This is a genomic window from Rhizobium ruizarguesonis, from assembly GCF_012349115.1.
In the GTDB taxonomy this organism is placed as follows: domain Bacteria; phylum Pseudomonadota; class Alphaproteobacteria; order Rhizobiales; family Rhizobiaceae; genus Rhizobium; species Rhizobium ruizarguesonis.
The window spans coordinates 1-15,212 of the sequence record NZ_PQIG01000096.1; the positions used below are offsets into that span (position 1 = coordinate 1).

Annotated in this window: 15 protein-coding genes and 4 pseudogenes; 8 read left to right on the forward strand and 11 right to left on the reverse strand. The window is 60.9% G+C overall.

Annotated elements, in window-relative coordinates:
- Positions 1–277: 277 nt before the first annotated feature.
- From C3Y91_RS38120 to C3Y91_RS24875, 4 genes and pseudogenes are all read right to left on the reverse strand, one after another.
- A pseudogene (locus tag C3Y91_RS38120) lies at positions 278–600 on the reverse strand (sunset domain-containing protein); the annotation flags it as partial.
- A gap of 138 nt (positions 601–738) precedes the next feature.
- Positions 739–1,089: a hypothetical protein gene (locus C3Y91_RS24865; RefSeq protein WP_168575952.1), complete on the reverse strand. Its 351-nt coding sequence runs from the start codon at positions 1,087–1,089 to the stop codon at positions 739–741.
- Positions 1,090–1,201: 112 nt separating this feature from the next.
- On the reverse strand, positions 1,202–1,441 hold the full coding sequence (locus tag C3Y91_RS24870) for a DUF6894 family protein (RefSeq protein ID WP_130773565.1): 240 nt from the start codon (positions 1,439–1,441) through the stop codon (positions 1,202–1,204).
- Positions 1,442–1,830: 389 nt separating this feature from the next.
- The gene (locus C3Y91_RS24875) at positions 1,831–2,499 is read right to left on the reverse strand and encodes an NAD(P)-dependent oxidoreductase (RefSeq protein WP_168575953.1); all 669 of its coding nucleotides are present in this window, start codon (positions 2,497–2,499) and stop codon (positions 1,831–1,833) included.
- Positions 2,500–3,204: 705 nt separating this feature from the next.
- Between C3Y91_RS24875 and C3Y91_RS24880 the strand changes: the two are divergent.
- Together C3Y91_RS24880 and C3Y91_RS24890 are read left to right on the forward strand one after the other, a co-directional pair.
- Positions 3,205–3,481, forward strand: a pseudogene (locus C3Y91_RS24880) (IS21 family transposase); the annotation flags it as partial.
- Between the two features lie 262 nt (positions 3,482–3,743).
- Positions 3,744–4,194, forward strand: a pseudogene (locus C3Y91_RS24890) (epoxide hydrolase); the annotation flags it as partial.
- Positions 4,195–4,263: 69 nt separating this feature from the next.
- On the opposite strand, the pseudogene C3Y91_RS38750 reads toward C3Y91_RS24890, so the two are convergent.
- The 4 genes and pseudogenes from C3Y91_RS38750 to C3Y91_RS24905 all read right to left on the reverse strand — a co-directional run.
- A pseudogene (locus C3Y91_RS38750) lies at positions 4,264–4,428 on the reverse strand (nickel-binding protein); the annotation flags it as partial.
- A 121-nt stretch (positions 4,429–4,549) separates the two neighbouring features.
- Entirely contained in the window at positions 4,550–4,873 is a 324-nt protein-coding gene (locus C3Y91_RS24895) for a hypothetical protein (protein ID WP_130773567.1), read from the reverse strand.
- Positions 4,866–5,183 (reverse strand): hypothetical protein, encoded by a 318-nt coding sequence (locus tag C3Y91_RS24900; RefSeq protein WP_130773568.1) that lies wholly within the window; start codon positions 5,181–5,183, stop codon positions 4,866–4,868. Before C3Y91_RS24900 ends, C3Y91_RS24895 begins: the two co-directional genes overlap by 8 nt.
- Before the next feature lie 371 nt (positions 5,184–5,554).
- Complete coding sequence (locus tag C3Y91_RS24905) at positions 5,555–5,917, reverse strand: hypothetical protein (RefSeq protein WP_245495600.1); 363 nt, start codon at positions 5,915–5,917, stop codon at positions 5,555–5,557.
- Positions 5,918–6,133: 216 nt separating this feature from the next.
- Between C3Y91_RS24905 and C3Y91_RS24910 the strand changes: the two genes are divergently transcribed.
- Together C3Y91_RS24910 and C3Y91_RS24915 are read left to right on the forward strand one after the other, a co-directional pair.
- A complete protein-coding gene (locus C3Y91_RS24910) occupies positions 6,134–6,370 on the forward strand; it encodes a DUF6894 family protein (protein WP_130773584.1) in 237 nt (78 codons plus the stop codon).
- 115 nt (positions 6,371–6,485) lie between these two features.
- Positions 6,486–7,262 (forward strand): Crp/Fnr family transcriptional regulator, encoded by a 777-nt coding sequence (locus C3Y91_RS24915; RefSeq protein ID WP_425523616.1) that lies wholly within the window; start codon positions 6,486–6,488, stop codon positions 7,260–7,262.
- Between the two features lie 11 nt (positions 7,263–7,273).
- On the opposite strand, the gene C3Y91_RS38755 is transcribed toward C3Y91_RS24915, so the two are convergent.
- From C3Y91_RS38755 to C3Y91_RS24925, 3 genes are all read right to left on the reverse strand, one after another.
- Positions 7,274–7,489, reverse strand: coding sequence for a hypothetical protein (locus C3Y91_RS38755; protein WP_425523617.1), 216 nt, complete (start codon positions 7,487–7,489; stop codon positions 7,274–7,276).
- An 89-nt stretch (positions 7,490–7,578) separates the two neighbouring features.
- On the reverse strand, positions 7,579–8,301 hold the full coding sequence (hutC, locus tag C3Y91_RS24920) for a histidine utilization transcriptional repressor HutC (RefSeq protein ID WP_130773570.1): 723 nt from the start codon (positions 8,299–8,301) through the stop codon (positions 7,579–7,581).
- Positions 8,302–8,422: 121 nt separating this feature from the next.
- A complete protein-coding gene (locus C3Y91_RS24925) occupies positions 8,423–9,769 on the reverse strand; it encodes a formimidoylglutamate deiminase (RefSeq protein WP_168575954.1) in 1,347 nt (448 codons plus the stop codon).
- 123 nt (positions 9,770–9,892) lie between these two features.
- Here C3Y91_RS24925 and hutI point away from each other — a divergent pair, with 123 nt between their 5' ends.
- The 4 genes from hutI to hutU are packed head-to-tail and all read left to right on the forward strand — an operon-like array spanning position 9,893 to position 15,208.
- The gene (hutI, locus tag C3Y91_RS24930; protein WP_168575955.1) at positions 9,893–11,155 is read left to right on the forward strand and encodes an imidazolonepropionase; all 1,263 of its coding nucleotides are present in this window, start codon (positions 9,893–9,895) and stop codon (positions 11,153–11,155) included.
- The gene (gene hutH, locus C3Y91_RS24935; RefSeq protein WP_168575956.1) at positions 11,152–12,687 is read left to right on the forward strand and encodes a histidine ammonia-lyase; all 1,536 of its coding nucleotides are present in this window, start codon (positions 11,152–11,154) and stop codon (positions 12,685–12,687) included. The genes hutI and hutH overlap by 4 nt, the downstream gene beginning before the upstream one ends.
- 4 nt (positions 12,688–12,691) lie before the next feature.
- The gene (gene hutG / locus C3Y91_RS24940) at positions 12,692–13,510 is read left to right on the forward strand and encodes an N-formylglutamate deformylase (RefSeq protein ID WP_168575957.1); all 819 of its coding nucleotides are present in this window, start codon (positions 12,692–12,694) and stop codon (positions 13,508–13,510) included.
- A 24-nt stretch (positions 13,511–13,534) separates the two neighbouring features.
- The gene (hutU, locus tag C3Y91_RS24945) at positions 13,535–15,208 is read left to right on the forward strand and encodes a urocanate hydratase (protein ID WP_128409836.1); all 1,674 of its coding nucleotides are present in this window, start codon (positions 13,535–13,537) and stop codon (positions 15,206–15,208) included.
- Positions 15,209–15,212: the final 4 nt, after the last annotated feature.

Genomic DNA, 15,212 nt, shown 5'->3' on the forward strand with positions numbered 1-15,212 from the left:
AGAACCTTCTCGATAATATCGAGAACGAAATACACATCGAGGAACGACCAGCTTGATGCTGTCAGCTTTTTCAATGTTCTTAACACTTTCGGATCCACAACGATCCAGTGCCCTATATATGCGATGCTACTAATTATCGGTGAACACGTTCGCTCGCATATCACAGCCACGGGGATTCCTGCTTTGACGATCCGACTGTGGAATGCGGCGGCAACGACAGGCCACCGGCCGTTGTCAGAGGCAGTTGCCAATTCAAGAGAAATGGGACTGGCGCTATTGCGCGACGCCACCCGGCTGCGCGGGCTTCAGCTTCCGCGCAAAACCATCTCTCCCCGTGCTGAGGGGAAATCTTGGTCTCGTCGTAGTATTCCTGGCCGGGCATATGATAAATGCGCTCACGGCTACCGATGCTCACATTGCCTTTGATACTGCATGCCATTGGAAAATTAGCGAGTTGAGCGAATATATCAGCAACTTCGACGCCGAAGTATCCGACCCCCCTGCCCCGATGACAGCCAAGTAGAACGCCTCCATCGTGAACCGTGAGCGGGCCCGTTTCTTGGTCGTGTATCTCGGTGAGAATGAGCGGCGGGTCGGCATTCGCTATAAATGCGAATCCCAACGCACTACAGCAAGCCTTGGCTGAGTGGCTGCTTAATTCCAGTCGGCGCCGTTCGTTAAAATGCACCGCATGGTCTGCTTGAGAAGCAGTCGCTGACAGGCATACGGTGCCGCCTCTCAACTCCTGCTGTTTACGCGCGGCGAAGGCCGTGCGCGGAAGTCCGGATGAAGAAGCCGAACGGTGCCGTCTTCGACACGACTGGCCCGGACAGCAAGGCCGGTTTCGATCCGGATCGCCCGGGTGATCGGCGCCAGCGAACCCAGTTCCTCATTATCCAACAGAACCAAGTCGGGATAGTCGAGGGCACCGCTATCATCCGCCATCAATGCGTTGATCCAGCGACCACCGTGGATGCGGTATTCAGCCGCGGGAGCCTCCGCTAGCGGCCGAAGGGAGGCGGAATCGACGGGCCCCGCCCGTGCGTTCCGTATGTCCTCGTCGATGAACTTCTCCTTGCGAAACGCCACCGAATGGGAGGTCCGCGCGATCGAGATCGCCGAGCAGCCAGGAGCGCATGGTTATCGGATCATTTACGGCGATGAACTTGTCTCTATGATCACGCAACCCCCCTCAGGGATTTCAATCCAAACCAGCCGCAGATTTGAAGGAAACGATCTTCAAAACTGCGCCATCTGAACTTCTTATCTCAAACTCTTGTTCCTCGACCCGGCGACCGGCAAGTACCATCTCCGCAACTATTTCACGAGCGGCTTTTATCGCCTCCTCAATGGCCATTTCAGGAGTGGCGAATTCAAGGCCCTCCAGATCCTGTGCGGTGGTGGTTTCGCCTCGCCGGATGTGGAAATAATACCGAGCCATATTCCCTCCGAACATGCTCTACCCGTTGGTACGGAGCGGTTCCTTTTGATGCCGAGGCGGCACTCAGCCCGTTTGTGGCTGCGGTAAAAGTTAGGTCCGTCTGATCGGAAATCCGATGAGCCGTTCATATTCGAGGAAATACCCCTTTTATCGACCCGCTTTGTGATGCGGGTTTTTTCTCGCCCTCATTGGAACTTTTCTCGTCCCAATGGGTTTCGAGCGCGGATGTGATAAGCTTTTGCGTGTCGTCATCCCCTTTCCAGTAACTCCAAGCCCCGCAAACGCGGGGCTTTTTTTGTACCGAAGTGTACCATATGCGGCGGGCGAAGAAGCGTTGGGCGGCCTTAAAGAAATCGTTGGCGGGGAACACGGTTGCGTGGCCGTCGACTTCACGAGGTGATTAACGGCGACTGGCCGAACCAAGCGTCACTAGTGACCTGATCGAGTAAGAACGTTGCAACATCTGCCCGCGAGATCGAACCGCCATGGAAGGAATTTAGGTCTGTGAGCGTCCGAATCGCGTTGCCCCCGGGCTTGTTGTTGAGGATCGAAGGACGGACGATGGTCCAATCGAGATCGCTGCGCTTGATGACGTCCTCCTGGCGGTTCTTGTCGGCGTAGACCTTGCGCAGAAGCAGCGGGAAAATTAGCTTGTCGAACAGGAAGCCACCATGTCCAGCGCTATTGCCCGCGCCCATCCCGGTGATAGCGATCAGGCGCGAGACCTGCTCCGCCTTCATTGCGTTCGCAAGCGCCCGAGTGGCGGTCGAAAGTAGGGTGACCTCACGAAACGGACTTGCGGGAGTGCCGAGCGCAGTGATCACGGCATCGCGGCCCTTGATCGCCTGACGCAAGGCTTTCTCATCACGGGCATCGCCTACGACAAGCTTTGCTCCTTTGAGATCGGTGGCTTTTTCCGGCGAGCGCACCAGTACGGTGACATCATAACCGCGGTTTACAGCCTGGCTGACGATGTGGCGGCTGGTCGGCCCGGTCGCGCCGAGGACCAGAATCTTCGGTGCAGCGGCGCGATGTGTTTCAGTAACAGACGTGGTCATTGTTACGGTCCTCTTGACAGGCAGGGCGCCTGTTCGGGAGGCCGCCCTGTTGGGTTTGTTTGGGGATAGTCAGAGCCCGCCCTCGGAGTGGCTCACGGCTCGCTTCAGCGTCGACAGCAGGGCCGCTTTGCAACCCTCGTCGCTCTCGAGCTGCGTCTACTCCGCCTGCTCTTCAAGTGCAGACAGCAGCGGCCCGGGGTTGAGAGGTGGCGGCCAACATCGCCTGTGGCGCCGGCAATGAGAATAGTCATGGGATGTCTCCGGGTTTGTTAGCTGACCTCGAATATGACTGGTTCACTGTTGATCCAATAGAGCAACAATTTGGACAGTCCGTCTCACACGCGAAACAGTCATCAGCAGCTAGAGAGGAACCCGATTCGCGGCCGCCAGCAGCATCGGCTCGCATGACTTGATCGTCGCGGCGGTTGAGGGACAGACCAATCCGGCAAAGCAACTCGTTCATTTTGCTGCGCTCGTATTGTGGCGGTCAACTACGATGAGGACGGCGCAACTGTTGCTGCACCTGCGTCCATGCCTTCCGGATTTGACACCCGTATGGACCCGAGAAGCCCCCGGCTCCTACACCACCTGACGGCCGTCAAGCGGCTGGCTGAAAGGGACCCCCGCCACCGGATGGTGGCCCATCTCTTGGAACTCGTAATCGTCGAGGTGGAAGAGGAGTGCGAGCCAACACTCAAGCCAGGCAGCCGCGCCTTTCTGCTCCGGGCCTATTTGTTGCAAACGAATGAGATGCTGTTCGACACCCACTCGCACGCGTGTGTTCGGCGGCGTACCTGGTCGTGGCATCTAAGATAACATGAAGACAGCGGTCGATCGCGTCGGCCGCGGCAAGGAGCGACAGGTCAATATCCGTTTCCTCGCGATGGCGAACCATTAGGTCTTTGCGCCTGAGTCCTGCAATTCAGCGGCAGGCTGGGAGAAGGGTCAGGTCGAGAAGAACGTCCAGGATGCCCGACCACGGAACGACAGCTTCCGGTTTAAAGCCAGCTCGGCTGCCGCAGCACAGAAGCGAGGAGAAAAAGCCAATCCCTTGACCAAACCCTGATCAGAAAACCATACTCAGAGGTGGCTCACTTCTCGGTGGAAAAACCGGGTCAGTTCCGTGTGGAAACCAACACGATATGTCAGAGCGCGGCTCGGCGTGAGATCGCATCGGCGCCCGGCTCATTTACCTCCGATGTGCCACGACCGCCTGGAGCAAGTGGACTTGCCAGTCACCCGTGATGAACAATCGGCCGCAGACGCTCTACGGCATTGTGGATTCGCCTATTGGACTTGCCTCCTGGATGCTCGATCACGACATCCGCAGGTACCGGATGATCTCGTTCCTTCAACGGCGAGAAGGAAGGCCTGGCGCCCGACGACGTGATCGACAACGTCACGCTCTACTGGCTGACGAATACGGCGATCTCCTCGGCTCGCCTCTACTGGGACAACGCGCATTTCCCCTCCGGCGGCTTCTTCGATCCGCACGGCATCAAGATCCCGGTCGCCGTCAGTGCCTTCCCGAATGAAATCTATCAGGCGCCGCAGAGCTGGGCCGAAAAGGCCTATCCGAAACTCATCCACTACGGCCGGCCGGCGAAGGGCGGGCATTTCGCCGCCTGGGAGCAGCCGGAGCTGTTTACAGCCGAACTCAGGGCCTCATTCAAGTCTCTGCGTGATCAGATCTGAAGTGGCCGGCGGCGCGATCGCCGGATTTGACTGATGCGGCGGACAGTTCGTGTCCACCGCATTGAAATCTCACATCTGCCGACCTGTCTCGGGTCCGATCATCGAGGCGACGAGGTCGGCGGGGAAGCCCCCTTCCCGCGCATGGCGGTAGATTGTCTCCGCTTCCTCCGCGTCGTGAACACACTAGACCTTGTCGCCAGCCACATAGCTCGTGATCCGCTTGTAAGGGATCCCCCAAACCAGCGACAAATTCGTTGGGCGCGCGCCAACAGCCAAACCACTGCTCGCCACTTCTATCGCGTCGACGTTGCCGTAGGACGGGTCGTGGCCGCGGAAGGTGCAGCAGGACTCGTCACTAACGGAGAAGCTCATCGGCCCAGACAGGCAATGTAACGGTCCGAATGCGTTTCAACCTGCGGATCTTGAGCGTTCCGTATTCGCTACCGTGCGGAAAATGCAGCTTCATCTGCAGGTAGTTCTTCTTGCTGCAGCCGTCGCACCTGAACTTCTGAAGCACCCGGTCGAGAGATATGTTTCCGCACAGCTTTTCGATGTCGGCCGGAAGATAGTGGTGGGTCACCCTACACAGATTGCAGGTCACGACCAGGATCTGTCCTTGGTCGCCGGCCGCCCTCACGGTCCACAGCCGCAGCCGCTTGAATGGGTGGATCTCAGGCATCGGAGACGGGCGTCAACCTCCACCCCGATGCTGGCGGGCGCTTTTCAGGTTTTGCAATCCTATCGTCCAGTTCGACAGCGGCTTCCTTCACCGCTTCCCCGCTGTTCGTCGCCCATACGGACACGACCAGCCGACCCGCGCGAAATGTGTACTTGGTCTTGCCGGGCTTTGCCCCAACGACGTGGCTGGCACGGAAGCAACGCCTTGCAAACGCCAGGTCGTTGTTCTGCCTAATGTCCAACGGCAGCGCCGACCACCAAATGTCGAACGCTGTTTTCTTCTTTGAGAATTTCTTGACCTTGTCCAACATCGCATCGTACCGGCGGAGATTATGTTCCTTATTTGTTCCACATGACGATGAAGTCAATACCCTTCCGACGGTTATTCAAAGCAGGGGCCGGACGGGCACCTTAAGCGAACGGCTGCAAAGATCCCGCCGGACCTTCGTTTGCATTTGACGCGCATGCGCGCCCTGACGTCGAAATGACGCGGGGAAGATGATCAGGCAGCCCGGTTTTTTCATCAGCGTTCTGCGATTGTTATGACAATAGGATTGCAGCAATTGCGAAGCTGAAAGCACACCGGCGGCAGCAGACCAGGACATGCGAGTGAAGCAGCGGCGGGGGATTCCACTGGCCATCAAGCCCGCCGCCCTTCGTCTCGCCGAGAAGGTCTCTCTACTTACTGAGCGCACGCCTGACCCTGAGGAGTCGCGTCGCTCAAACCGCCCTGGGTCTGGACCGAGCCCGAAGCGGTGGAGCTTGCAGGATCACTGCCGCCGCTGCAACCGCCTGGCATGGTCGAACCCTTTGATCCATTCATCGTGCTGCCGGTTTGGGTTGGGTCGGAAGTCATCGGCTGCATTGTCTGGACATTAGCACCACCATCGCTACCAACGGCATTGGGTTCCATTGTAGTTCCAGTTCCCATGCTGGACTGGGCGAAAGCGCTTGTGGCCATACCAGCCGCCAGCAGCGACGCGCAGATGAGCTTGATATTCATTTTTTCATTTCCTTCGTAGGTTACGTTGCGGCCCCCGAACATCAAGATCACCCTTCTGTTCCCAATTATCTGAAGTTGACGCTCTGGTTGCTGGGCTTGCGGCGTTCCTGGTCACTCATCTTTTCACCGAAACAAGCGCCAGTGCGATCACCTCCCTCATCGTCGGCGTTGTCATCGCCCTCGTCGCCTGGGCATGGGGGCCGGGAGGAACAATTTCGCCTCTCAAGAGGTTAGATTCTGTTTTTGATGGAGCAAACCATGCCGAAGTATTTTTTCCACGTCCGCAGGAACGATGTCTTCGAGGAAGATTTGGAGGGCATAGACCTGGCCTCACCTGAACAGGCATGCGAGGAAGCAACGGCCGCCGCCCGCGAAATCGTGGCGGAGCGGATCCGAATGGGTGACCCCGCAGACGGAGGCGTATTCGAGATCACGACGGAAGACGGCACGACGGTCGCGACGGTTCCCTTTCGGTCGGCTGTTCAGTTGAACTAACGCCCTCGAGCGGGCGCCCTGGTCGTTGCAATTGTCAGAAACAGACAGAGCACCGCCGGGATGAAACGCAGCGCGAGGATTCGCGTTGATCCTCCAAGCTTGGAGGATCATGGCAATGATCGCACAGAGCCAGATCAAGAACAGACTGTTGCGGCGATTTCCCGAGGATGCATTCGAGCTTCTGGCGCCGCGGCTTGAATCTGTCGATCTTCCTGTGAAACGTGTGCTTGTGCGACCGCGCAAGCCGATCGAACATGTCTATTTTCTTGAAAGCGGTGTTGCCTCGATGGTCGCTGAGAGCGCTGACGGCAAAAGCGCCGAAATCCGCCACATCGGGCGCGAAGGGATTGCCGGATACCCCGTCGTTCTCGGCGTCGACCGGACGCCGAATTATATCTTCATGCAGGTGGCGGGCTACGGCCTGCAGGTTGCCACCCCGGACTTTGTCCCAATCCTTGAGCATGCCGAGGTGCGGCAATTGCTGCTGCGTTATGTTCATACCTGCGAGCTTCAGCTTGCCCACAGCGCGCTGGCCGCCGCCAAGTTCACCATGCATCAGCGGCTGGCGCGCTGGTTGCTCATGTGTCACGACCGCATCGGCGGCAATGATCTGCCACTGACGCATGAATTGCTGGCCTTGATGCTGGGCGTCAGGCGGGCGGGCGTCACCAATGAGCTGCACATTCTGGAAGGCATGCACGCCATCAAGTCGACGCGCGGCAATGTCCGCATCCTTGATCGCAACATGCTGATCGAGATCGCCGGCGGCTGCTACGGGGTGCCGGAGCAGGAGTACGAGCGGCTGATCGAGACCTCGGCGCGGCCGTCGCTTCTTCCCCTCCACATGAACGATCAATCACCTTCACAACATGTTTTGAACGGTCGCCCGTGATCGCGGTCGGCTCAACCATTCGCCTCTATACGACCACCGCAGTCAGCTGATCTTCGGCCAATCCTTATTCGCCCAGCCCAGCCAGAGCTTGAGGCAAGCCACCGAACAGCGGCCGATCGCGCTTCCAGCAGAAGAAACGCATGCCCTTGCCCCTGCACGACGTACCACTGATTTTTAGGGATCTTGCTGATCACATGGCGGACGGTGATGCTGTCGGCCGCCATCATGCCCAGCAATTCCGACCGCCAGCCATGGGCGGGGTTTCGACCGATCCACCAGGTTCGTCACCGGGCACCAGCCGGTTGGATCGGGCTCGTTATTGCGACGCCGGCGTGAAACGCGCGACCAATGCATGACGATCTCCTGGATATGTGAAGCGCACATGCGTCACCGGGCCGGCACCGCTCCAGGTGCGGCGTTCGACCACGAGGCAGGCGGTGTTGCGCGCAATGTCGAGGACGGCGGCGACTTCGGCACTGGCGGAGACGGCATGAATGCGGTGTTCGGCTGTGCTCCACGGCACCTGGTTGAGTAGCCAGGGACCCGGCGCCGTCGTCAGGAAATCGGCATTGGCGGCCTCCGGCACCGTCGCAAGGCTGATCAGCCGCTCCTCCAGGCAAAACGGCCGCATGCCGGCATTGTGGATGCAGACGACCTCGACGACCGAGGAGGCCACAGGCAGTTCTAGCCTTCGGCTGTCTTCCGCCTTGGCCTTTCGGCTGGTCTTCTTCGATACTGCATAGGAATAGGGCAGGTTCAGCGACTGCACCTCGGCCTTGATATCGTGGATTTCGAGAACAGCCGATTGCGCCTGCGGCTGGGTGACGAAGCTGCCGGATTTCTTGCGGCGCTCGATCAGGCCGGCCTTGGCGAGCTGGGTCAGCACCTTGTTGACCGTCATGCGCGAGCAGTCATACTGCGTGGCGAGATCGACCTCGAAGGGAATGCGGTACCCCGGCGGCCAATCGCCCGAGACGATACGGCCCTCAATGTCGCTGAGGATGCGCTGATGCAAGGTGGGATCCCTGCTTTGGTTCATCGCCACGTTCCGATTGGTCTCCCGCTATCTCTTTGTTTTTACTAAAATCCGGACAAAAAACCACTCCACATTTTTGCTGGAACTGCTCTAATTCGAATGTCCGGACAGGAAAAGCTCTTTTTCAGGCGGCCAGCAATTCGCCCATGACAGCCAGAAAACGCCGATCGATGGCATCGCGCCTGAGATGGCGTCCGCCCTCCACTTGCTTGTGGCCATGCGCCCAGACGCAATCGACGGCAACGCCGCCGGCAAACAGCCAATGGTCGAGGATCTGGTCGCCTGTGAGATAGGGAACAGCTTTGGTGTCGAGTGAGACGATATCGGCGGAATGGCCCTCAACGAGGCCTGCCGGCGCCTTCAGCGCGGCGCCGCCGCCGGCAAGTGCATGTGTGAACAGCGAAAGCGCCGTCGAACCGCCGGGTGCGGCGACGACGTTGCGGGCGCGAAGTGCCAGGCGCTGCGAATATTCGAGCTGGCGCAGTTCCTCCGGCACGGAGATCAGCACGTTGGAATCCGAGCCGATGCCATAACGGCCACCCTCTTCGAGAAAAAGCGGCGCGGCAAAGGCGCCGTCGCCGAGATTGGCTTCGGTGATCGGGCAGAGGCCGGCGATCGCGCCGCTTCTCGCCACCCGCCGCGTTTCGTCCTCGGTCATGTGCGTCGCATGGATCAGGCACCAGCGCTCATCCACAGGCGCATGATCGAGCAGCCATTCCACAGGCCGCGCGCCGGACCAGGCGATGCAGTCATCGACCTCCTTCACCTGCTCGGCGACATGGATATGGATGGGACCGTCGCCCGCCATCGGCACCAGCCTTGCGAGCTCATCCGGGGTGGCGGCGCGCAGGCTGTGCGGCGCCAGCCCAAGCTCGGCGCCGTCGAGCCGGCCGGTGACTGCCCGGCATCCCTCCATCAGCCTTTCGAAGCTTCCGAGCGAATTGATGAAACGCCGCTGACCATCGATGGGGGCAGCTCCGCCGAAGCCCGAATGGGCATAGAAGACCGGCAGCAGCGTCATGCCGATCCCGGTCTCTTCGCTCGCCGCGCCGATGCGTTCGGCAAGCTCGGCGATATTGGCGTAAGTGCTGCCATCCCTGTCGTGGTGGAGATAGTGGAACTCGCCGACGCGGGAAAAACCAGCCTCCAGCATTTCCGCATAAAGCTTGGCCGCGACCGCCTCGACATGATCAGGCGTCATTGCCAGGGCAAACTTGTACATCACAGTGCGCCAGCTCCAGAAGCTGTCATTGGCCGGGCCGCGCACTTCGGCAAGGCCGGCCATCGCCCGCTGGAAGGCATGGCTGTGCAGGTTCGCCATGGCGGGAACGAGGAGAGCGTGGCGTTCGTCGCCAGGCTCGGGAGGAGTGCCGATTTCGACCCGTGCGATGCGCCCGGCTTCGAGCGTCAGCCGCACGTCCTTCTGCCAGCCTTGCAGGGTCAGAGCCGTGTCTGCGTGAAGTGTGGTCATGGCCTTCCCTCTCCTTTTGCCGCGTCGCCGATCTTTCTTTTCCAGAAAAGCGCGCAAAATTTCTCTTGTCACCCGCTGATTATGTATATACATGTTATTGGCATAAGGAAAGGCGCAAAGCTGATGACCGGGAACAATTTTTCAGAGGAAGCCTCCTCCGCCGAAGCCCACCCAGTGCTTTGGCGCAATGCGCGGCTGGCCACGCTGGCGCCTGGTAAAGAAGGGCTCGGCATCGTCGAAAAGGGCGCCGTGCTGGTCGAAAACGGCCGCATCGTCTTTGCCGGCGCCGAAAGCGACCTGCCGGCATCGGCCATCGAACACTCCGAAATCGTCGATCTCGAAGGCCGCTGGGTGACGCCGGGCCTCGTCGACTGCCACACCCATATCGTCCACGGCGGCAATCGCGCCCGCGAGTTCGAAATGCGCCTTGCAGGCGCCACCTATGAGGAGGTCGCACGCGCCGGCGGCGGCATCGTCTCCTCGGTGAAGGCGACCAATGCGCTGTCGGTCGAAGAGCTCGTCGCCGGGGCTCTGCCGCGGCTCGACACGCTGCTTGCCGAAGGTGTCACGACGATCGAGGTCAAGTCCGGATACGGGCTGAACCGAACCGGTGAAGTGAAGATGCTGCAGAGCGCCCGCCTGCTTGGCCATGTCAGACCGGTCCGCGTTGCCACCAGCTATCTCGGCGCCCATGCGACGCCTCTCGAATATAAGGGTCGTAACGGCGATTATCTCGATGATGTCGTCCTGCCCGGTCTCGACGACATGTATAATCTCGGTCTTGCCGATGCCGTCGACGGCTTTTGCGAGGGCATCGCCTTTTCCACGGGCGAGATCGCCCGCGTCTTCGATAAGGCAAAGGCGCTCGGCCTGCCGGTCAAGCTGCATGCCGAGCAGCTCTCCAATCTTGGCGGCGCCAAGCTCGCCGCGTCATATGGCGCGCTTTCGGCCGATCATCTCGAATATCTCGACAAAGATGGCGTTGCGGCGATGGCCGCAGCCGGCACCGTCGCCGTGCTGCTGCCCGGCGCCTTCTACGCCATCCATGAAAAGCAGAAGCCGCCGGTAGAGGCGTTGCGGCGGGCAGGCGTGCCGATTGCGATCGCCACCGATTGCAATCCCGGCACCTCGCCGCTGACCTCGATGCTGCTGACCATGAACATGTCGGCGACGCTCTTCGGCCTCACCGTCGAGGAATGCATCGCCGGCGCCACCCGCGAAGGCGCCCGCGCCCTCGGTCTGCTCGACAAGACAGGAACGCTCGAAGCCGGCAAATCCGCCGACCTCGCCATCTGGAATATCGAAAGCCTCGCCGAGCTCGTCTATCGCATCGGCTTCAATCCGCTTCACGCACGCGTCTTCAAGGGCGAAAGGAACGGTCGATGACCATCACACTCCACCCGGGCTCCGTCTCGCTCAAGGAACTGGAAACCATCTACTGGACGGGCGCACCGGCAAGGCTCGATCCCTCCTTCGATACCGGGATCGCCAAGGCCGCTGCCCGTATCGCCGAGATCGCCGCCGGCAATGCGCCGGTCTACGGCATCAATACCGGCTTCGGCAAACTCGCCTCGATCAAGATCGACAGTGCCGATGTGACCACCTTGCAGCGCAATCTCATCCTGTCGCATTGCTGCGGCGTCGGCGCGCCGCTGCCTGAGAATATCGTGCGGCTGATCATGGCGTTGAAGCTGGTCTCGCTCGGGCGCGGCGCTTCCGGCGTGCGGCTGGAGCTGGTCCGGCTGATCGAAGACATGCTGGACAAGGGCGTCATCCCGCTGATCCCGGAAAAAGGCTCGGTCGGCGCCTCCGGCGATCTTGCACCCCTTGCCCATATGGCGGCGGTGATGATGGGCGAGGCCGAAGCCTTCTTCGCCGGCGAACGCCTCTCGGGCGCTGAAGCCCTCGAAAGGGCCGGCCTCGAACCGGTCGTGCTCGCCGCCAAGGAGGGCCTGGCGCTGATCAACGGCACCCAGACCTCGACGGCGCTGGCGCTTGCCGGCCTCTTCCGCGCTCATCGTGCCGCACAGGCAGCGCTGATCACCGGCGCCATGTCTACCGATGCCGCCATGGGCTCTTCGGCCCCCTTCCATCCGGATATTCACACATTGCGTGGCCATAAGGGCCAGATCGACACGGCAGCCGCGCTTCGCGCGCTCCTCGAAAACTCCATCATTCGCCAGAGCCATATCGAGGGCGACGAGCGCGTGCAGGATCCCTATTGCATCCGCTGCCAGCCGCAGGTCGACGGCGCCTGCCTCGACCTGCTGCGCTCGGTTGCCCGCACGCTTGAGATCGAAGCCAATGCGGTCACCGACAATCCGCTGGTGCTCTCGGACAATTCCGTCGTCTCCGGCGGCAATTTCCACGCCGAACCCGTTGCCTTCGCCGCCGACCAGATTGCGCTTGCCGTCTGCGAGATCGGCGCGATTTCGCAGCGCCGCATCGCGCTGCTGGTCGATCCGACCCTCTCCTACGGCCTGCCGGCCTTTCTCGCCAAGAAGCCGGGCTTGAACTCCGGCCTGATGATCGCCGAGGTGACGTCTGCGGCGCTGATGTCCGAAAACAAGCAGATGTCGCACCCGGCCTCCGTCGATTCGACGCCGACATCGGCCAACCAGGAAGACCATGTCTCGATGGCCTGCCATGGTGCCCGCCGCCTGCTCGCCATGACCGAGAACCTGTTCGGCATCATCGGCATCGAGGCGCTGACCGCCGCCCAAGGCGTCGAACTGCGCGCGCCGCTGTCGACCAGCCCGGAACTGGGCAAGGCGATCACTGCCATCCGCACCAAGGTTCCGAGCCTCGACGTCGACCGCTACATGGCAAACGACCTCGCCGCCGCCGCCGAACTGGTGGCAACGGGCGCGCTGAATGCCTCGGTTTCATCTGGCATACTGCCGGTATTGGAGGATTGAGACGATGGTGACGGAAAAAGTCTCCTCGCCATGCGCAATTCGCCAAGGCACCTCGCCCGTCATCCTCGGTTTTCCCCATACCGGCACCGAGGTGCCGGCTGAGATTGCGGACCGCCTCAACGACAACGGCAGGATGCTGGCCGACACCGACTGGCACATCCATGAGCTCTATGACGGCCTGCTCGACAATGTCACGATCGTACGCGCCACCTTCCACCGCTATGTGATCGACGCCAACCGTGATCCGGCGGGCGTCAGCCTCTATCCCGGGCAGAACACCACCGGCCTCGTTCCTGAAACGGATTTCGACGGCAAGGCGATCTGGAAGGATGGGCAGGCGCCTGACGAAGGCGACGTCGCGGCACGGCTGCGGGACTTCCATGCGCCCTATCATGGCGCACTTGCCGCCGAGATCGAGCGCGTCAGAGCAATCCATGGCGTCGCAATTCTCTACGACTGCCACTCGATCCGCTCCCACATTCCCTTCCTCTTCGAAGGCAAGTTGCCGGATTTCAATATCGGCACAGACCAGGGCAAGACGTGCGACAGCGCGATCGAGCAGGCGACGCTCACCGTCGTCGAAGCCGCCGAAGGTTACGACAGTGTGCTCAACGGTCGCTTCAAGGGCGGCTGGACGACACGCCACTATGGTCGGCCCGATACCGGTGTGCATGCGATCCAGATGGAGCTTGCGCAATCGACGCATCTCCAAACCGAGGCGGCGCCCTTCGCCTACGACGCCGCCAAGGCAGACAGACTTCGCGTGCATCTCAAAAACATTCTGGTGCGCATCGAACAGATTGCGCCAGGCCTGAAACGATAACGATCACTCGACAGGGGAACCGCCATGAACAATCCACGCCACAATATCCGTGAAATCCGCGCGCCCCGCGGCAACGATCTTAATGCCAAGAGCTGGATGACCGAAGCGCCGCTGCGCATGCTGATGAACAATCTCGACCCTGACGTCGCCGAAAATCCGAACGAGCTCGTCGTTTATGGCGGCATCGGCCGCGCCGCCCGCACCTGGGAGGATTTCGACCGCATCGTCGCGACGCTGAAGACGCTGACGGAAGAAGAAACGCTGGTCGTGCAATCCGGCAAGCCGGTCGGCGTGTTCCGCACCCACAAGGATGCGCCGCGGGTATTGATCGCCAATTCCAACCTGGTGCCGCATTGGGCGACCTGGGATCATTTCAACGAGCTGGATAAGAAGGGCCTTGCGATGTACGGCCAGATGACGGCCGGCTCGTGGATCTATATCGGCACGCAGGGCATCGTGCAGGGCACCTACGAGACCTTCGTCGAGGCCGGCCGCCAGCATTACGGCGGCAATCTCAAGGGCAAATGGATCCTGACCGGCGGCCTCGGCGGCATGGGCGGCGCCCAGCCGCTCGCCGCCGTCATGGCCGGCGCTTGCTGCCTGGCCGTCGAATGCAATCCCGATTCGATCGATTTCCGGCTGCGCACCCGCTATGTCGACGCCAAGGCCGAAACGCTCGATGAAGCGCTTGAGATGATCGACCGCTGGACCAAGGCCGGCGAGGCAAAGTCCGTCGGCCTGCTCGGCAATGCCGCCGAAATCCTGCCGGAGATGGTCCGCCGCGGCATCCGCCCCGATATCGTCACCGACCAGACTTCGGCCCACGACCCGATCAACGGCTATCTGCCGAAGGGCTGGACGATGGGCGAGTGGAAGGCAAAGCGCGAAAGCGATCCGAAGGCTGTGGAAAAAGCGGCGCGCGCTTCGATGCGCGAGCATGTCGAAGCGATGATCGCCTTCTGGAATGCCGGCGTGCCGACCCTCGATTACGGCAACAATATCCGCCAGGTCGCCAAGGACGAAGGCCTCGAAAACGCCTTCGCCTTCCCGGGCTTCGTGCCGGCCTATATCCGCCCGCTGTTTTGCCGCGGCATCGGCCCCTTCCGCTGGGCGGCCCTTTCCGGTGATCCGGAGGATATCTACAAGACCGATGCCAAGGTGAAGGAGCTTTTGCCTGACAACAAGCACCTGCACAACTGGCTCGACATGGCCAGGGAGCGCATCGCCTTCCAGGGCCTTCCGGCACGCATCTGCTGGGTGGGCTTGGGCGACCGTCACAAGCTCGGTCTTGCCTTCAACGAGATGGTGAGAACAGGCGAACTCTCCGCCCCGATCGTCATCGGCCGCGACCATCTGGACTCCGGCTCCGTCGCCTCGCCGAACCGCGAGACCGAAGCGATGAAGGACGGTTCCGACGCCGTCTCCGACTGGCCGCTGCTCAATGCCCTGCTCAACACGGCATCGGGTGCGACCTGGGTGTCGCTCCATCACGGCGGCGGCGTCGGCATGGGCTTCTCGCAGCATTCCGGCATGGTCATTTGCGCCGACGGCACGGACGATGCCGCAAGACGCCTCGAGCGCGTGCTCTGGAACGATCCGGCGACCGGCGTCATGCGCCACGCCGATGCCGGCTACGAGATCGCCATCGAGTGCGCCAAGGAAAAAGGCCTGCGCCTGCCCGGCATTCTCGGGAACTGAACCC

Bases quoted from the DNA above. Each gene is read 5' to 3' on its own strand.
- C3Y91_RS24870 (WP_130773565.1), bottom strand. From the start codon at position 1,441: ATGGCTCGGTATTATTTCCACATCCGGCGAGGCGAAACCACCACCGCA.
- C3Y91_RS24875 (WP_168575953.1), bottom strand. From the start codon at position 2,499: ATGACCACGTCTGTTACTGAAACACATCGCGCCGCTGCACCGAAGATT.
- C3Y91_RS24895 (WP_130773567.1), bottom strand. From the start codon at position 4,873: ATGCCTGAGATCCACCCATTCAAGCGGCTGCGGCTGTGGACCGTGAGG.
- C3Y91_RS24900 (WP_130773568.1), bottom strand. From the start codon at position 5,183: ATGTTGGACAAGGTCAAGAAATTCTCAAAGAAGAAAACAGCGTTCGAC.
- C3Y91_RS24905 (WP_245495600.1), bottom strand. From the start codon at position 5,917: ATGTTCGGGGGCCGCAACGTAACCTACGAAGGAAATGAAAAAATGAAT.
- C3Y91_RS24910 (WP_130773584.1), top strand. From the start codon at position 6,134: ATGCCGAAGTATTTTTTCCACGTCCGCAGGAACGATGTCTTCGAGGAA.
- C3Y91_RS24915 (WP_425523616.1), top strand. From the start codon at position 6,486: ATGATCGCACAGAGCCAGATCAAGAACAGACTGTTGCGGCGATTTCCC.
- C3Y91_RS38755 (WP_425523617.1), bottom strand. From the start codon at position 7,489: ATGATGGCGGCCGACAGCATCACCGTCCGCCATGTGATCAGCAAGATC.
- hutC (WP_130773570.1), bottom strand. From the start codon at position 8,301: ATGAACCAAAGCAGGGATCCCACCTTGCATCAGCGCATCCTCAGCGAC.
- C3Y91_RS24925 (WP_168575954.1), bottom strand. From the start codon at position 9,769: ATGACCACACTTCACGCAGACACGGCTCTGACCCTGCAAGGCTGGCAG.
- hutI (WP_168575955.1), top strand. From the start codon at position 9,893: ATGACCGGGAACAATTTTTCAGAGGAAGCCTCCTCCGCCGAAGCCCAC.
- hutH (WP_168575956.1), top strand. From the start codon at position 11,152: ATGACCATCACACTCCACCCGGGCTCCGTCTCGCTCAAGGAACTGGAA.
- hutG (WP_168575957.1), top strand. From the start codon at position 12,692: ATGGTGACGGAAAAAGTCTCCTCGCCATGCGCAATTCGCCAAGGCACC.
- hutU (WP_128409836.1), top strand. From the start codon at position 13,535: ATGAACAATCCACGCCACAATATCCGTGAAATCCGCGCGCCCCGCGGC.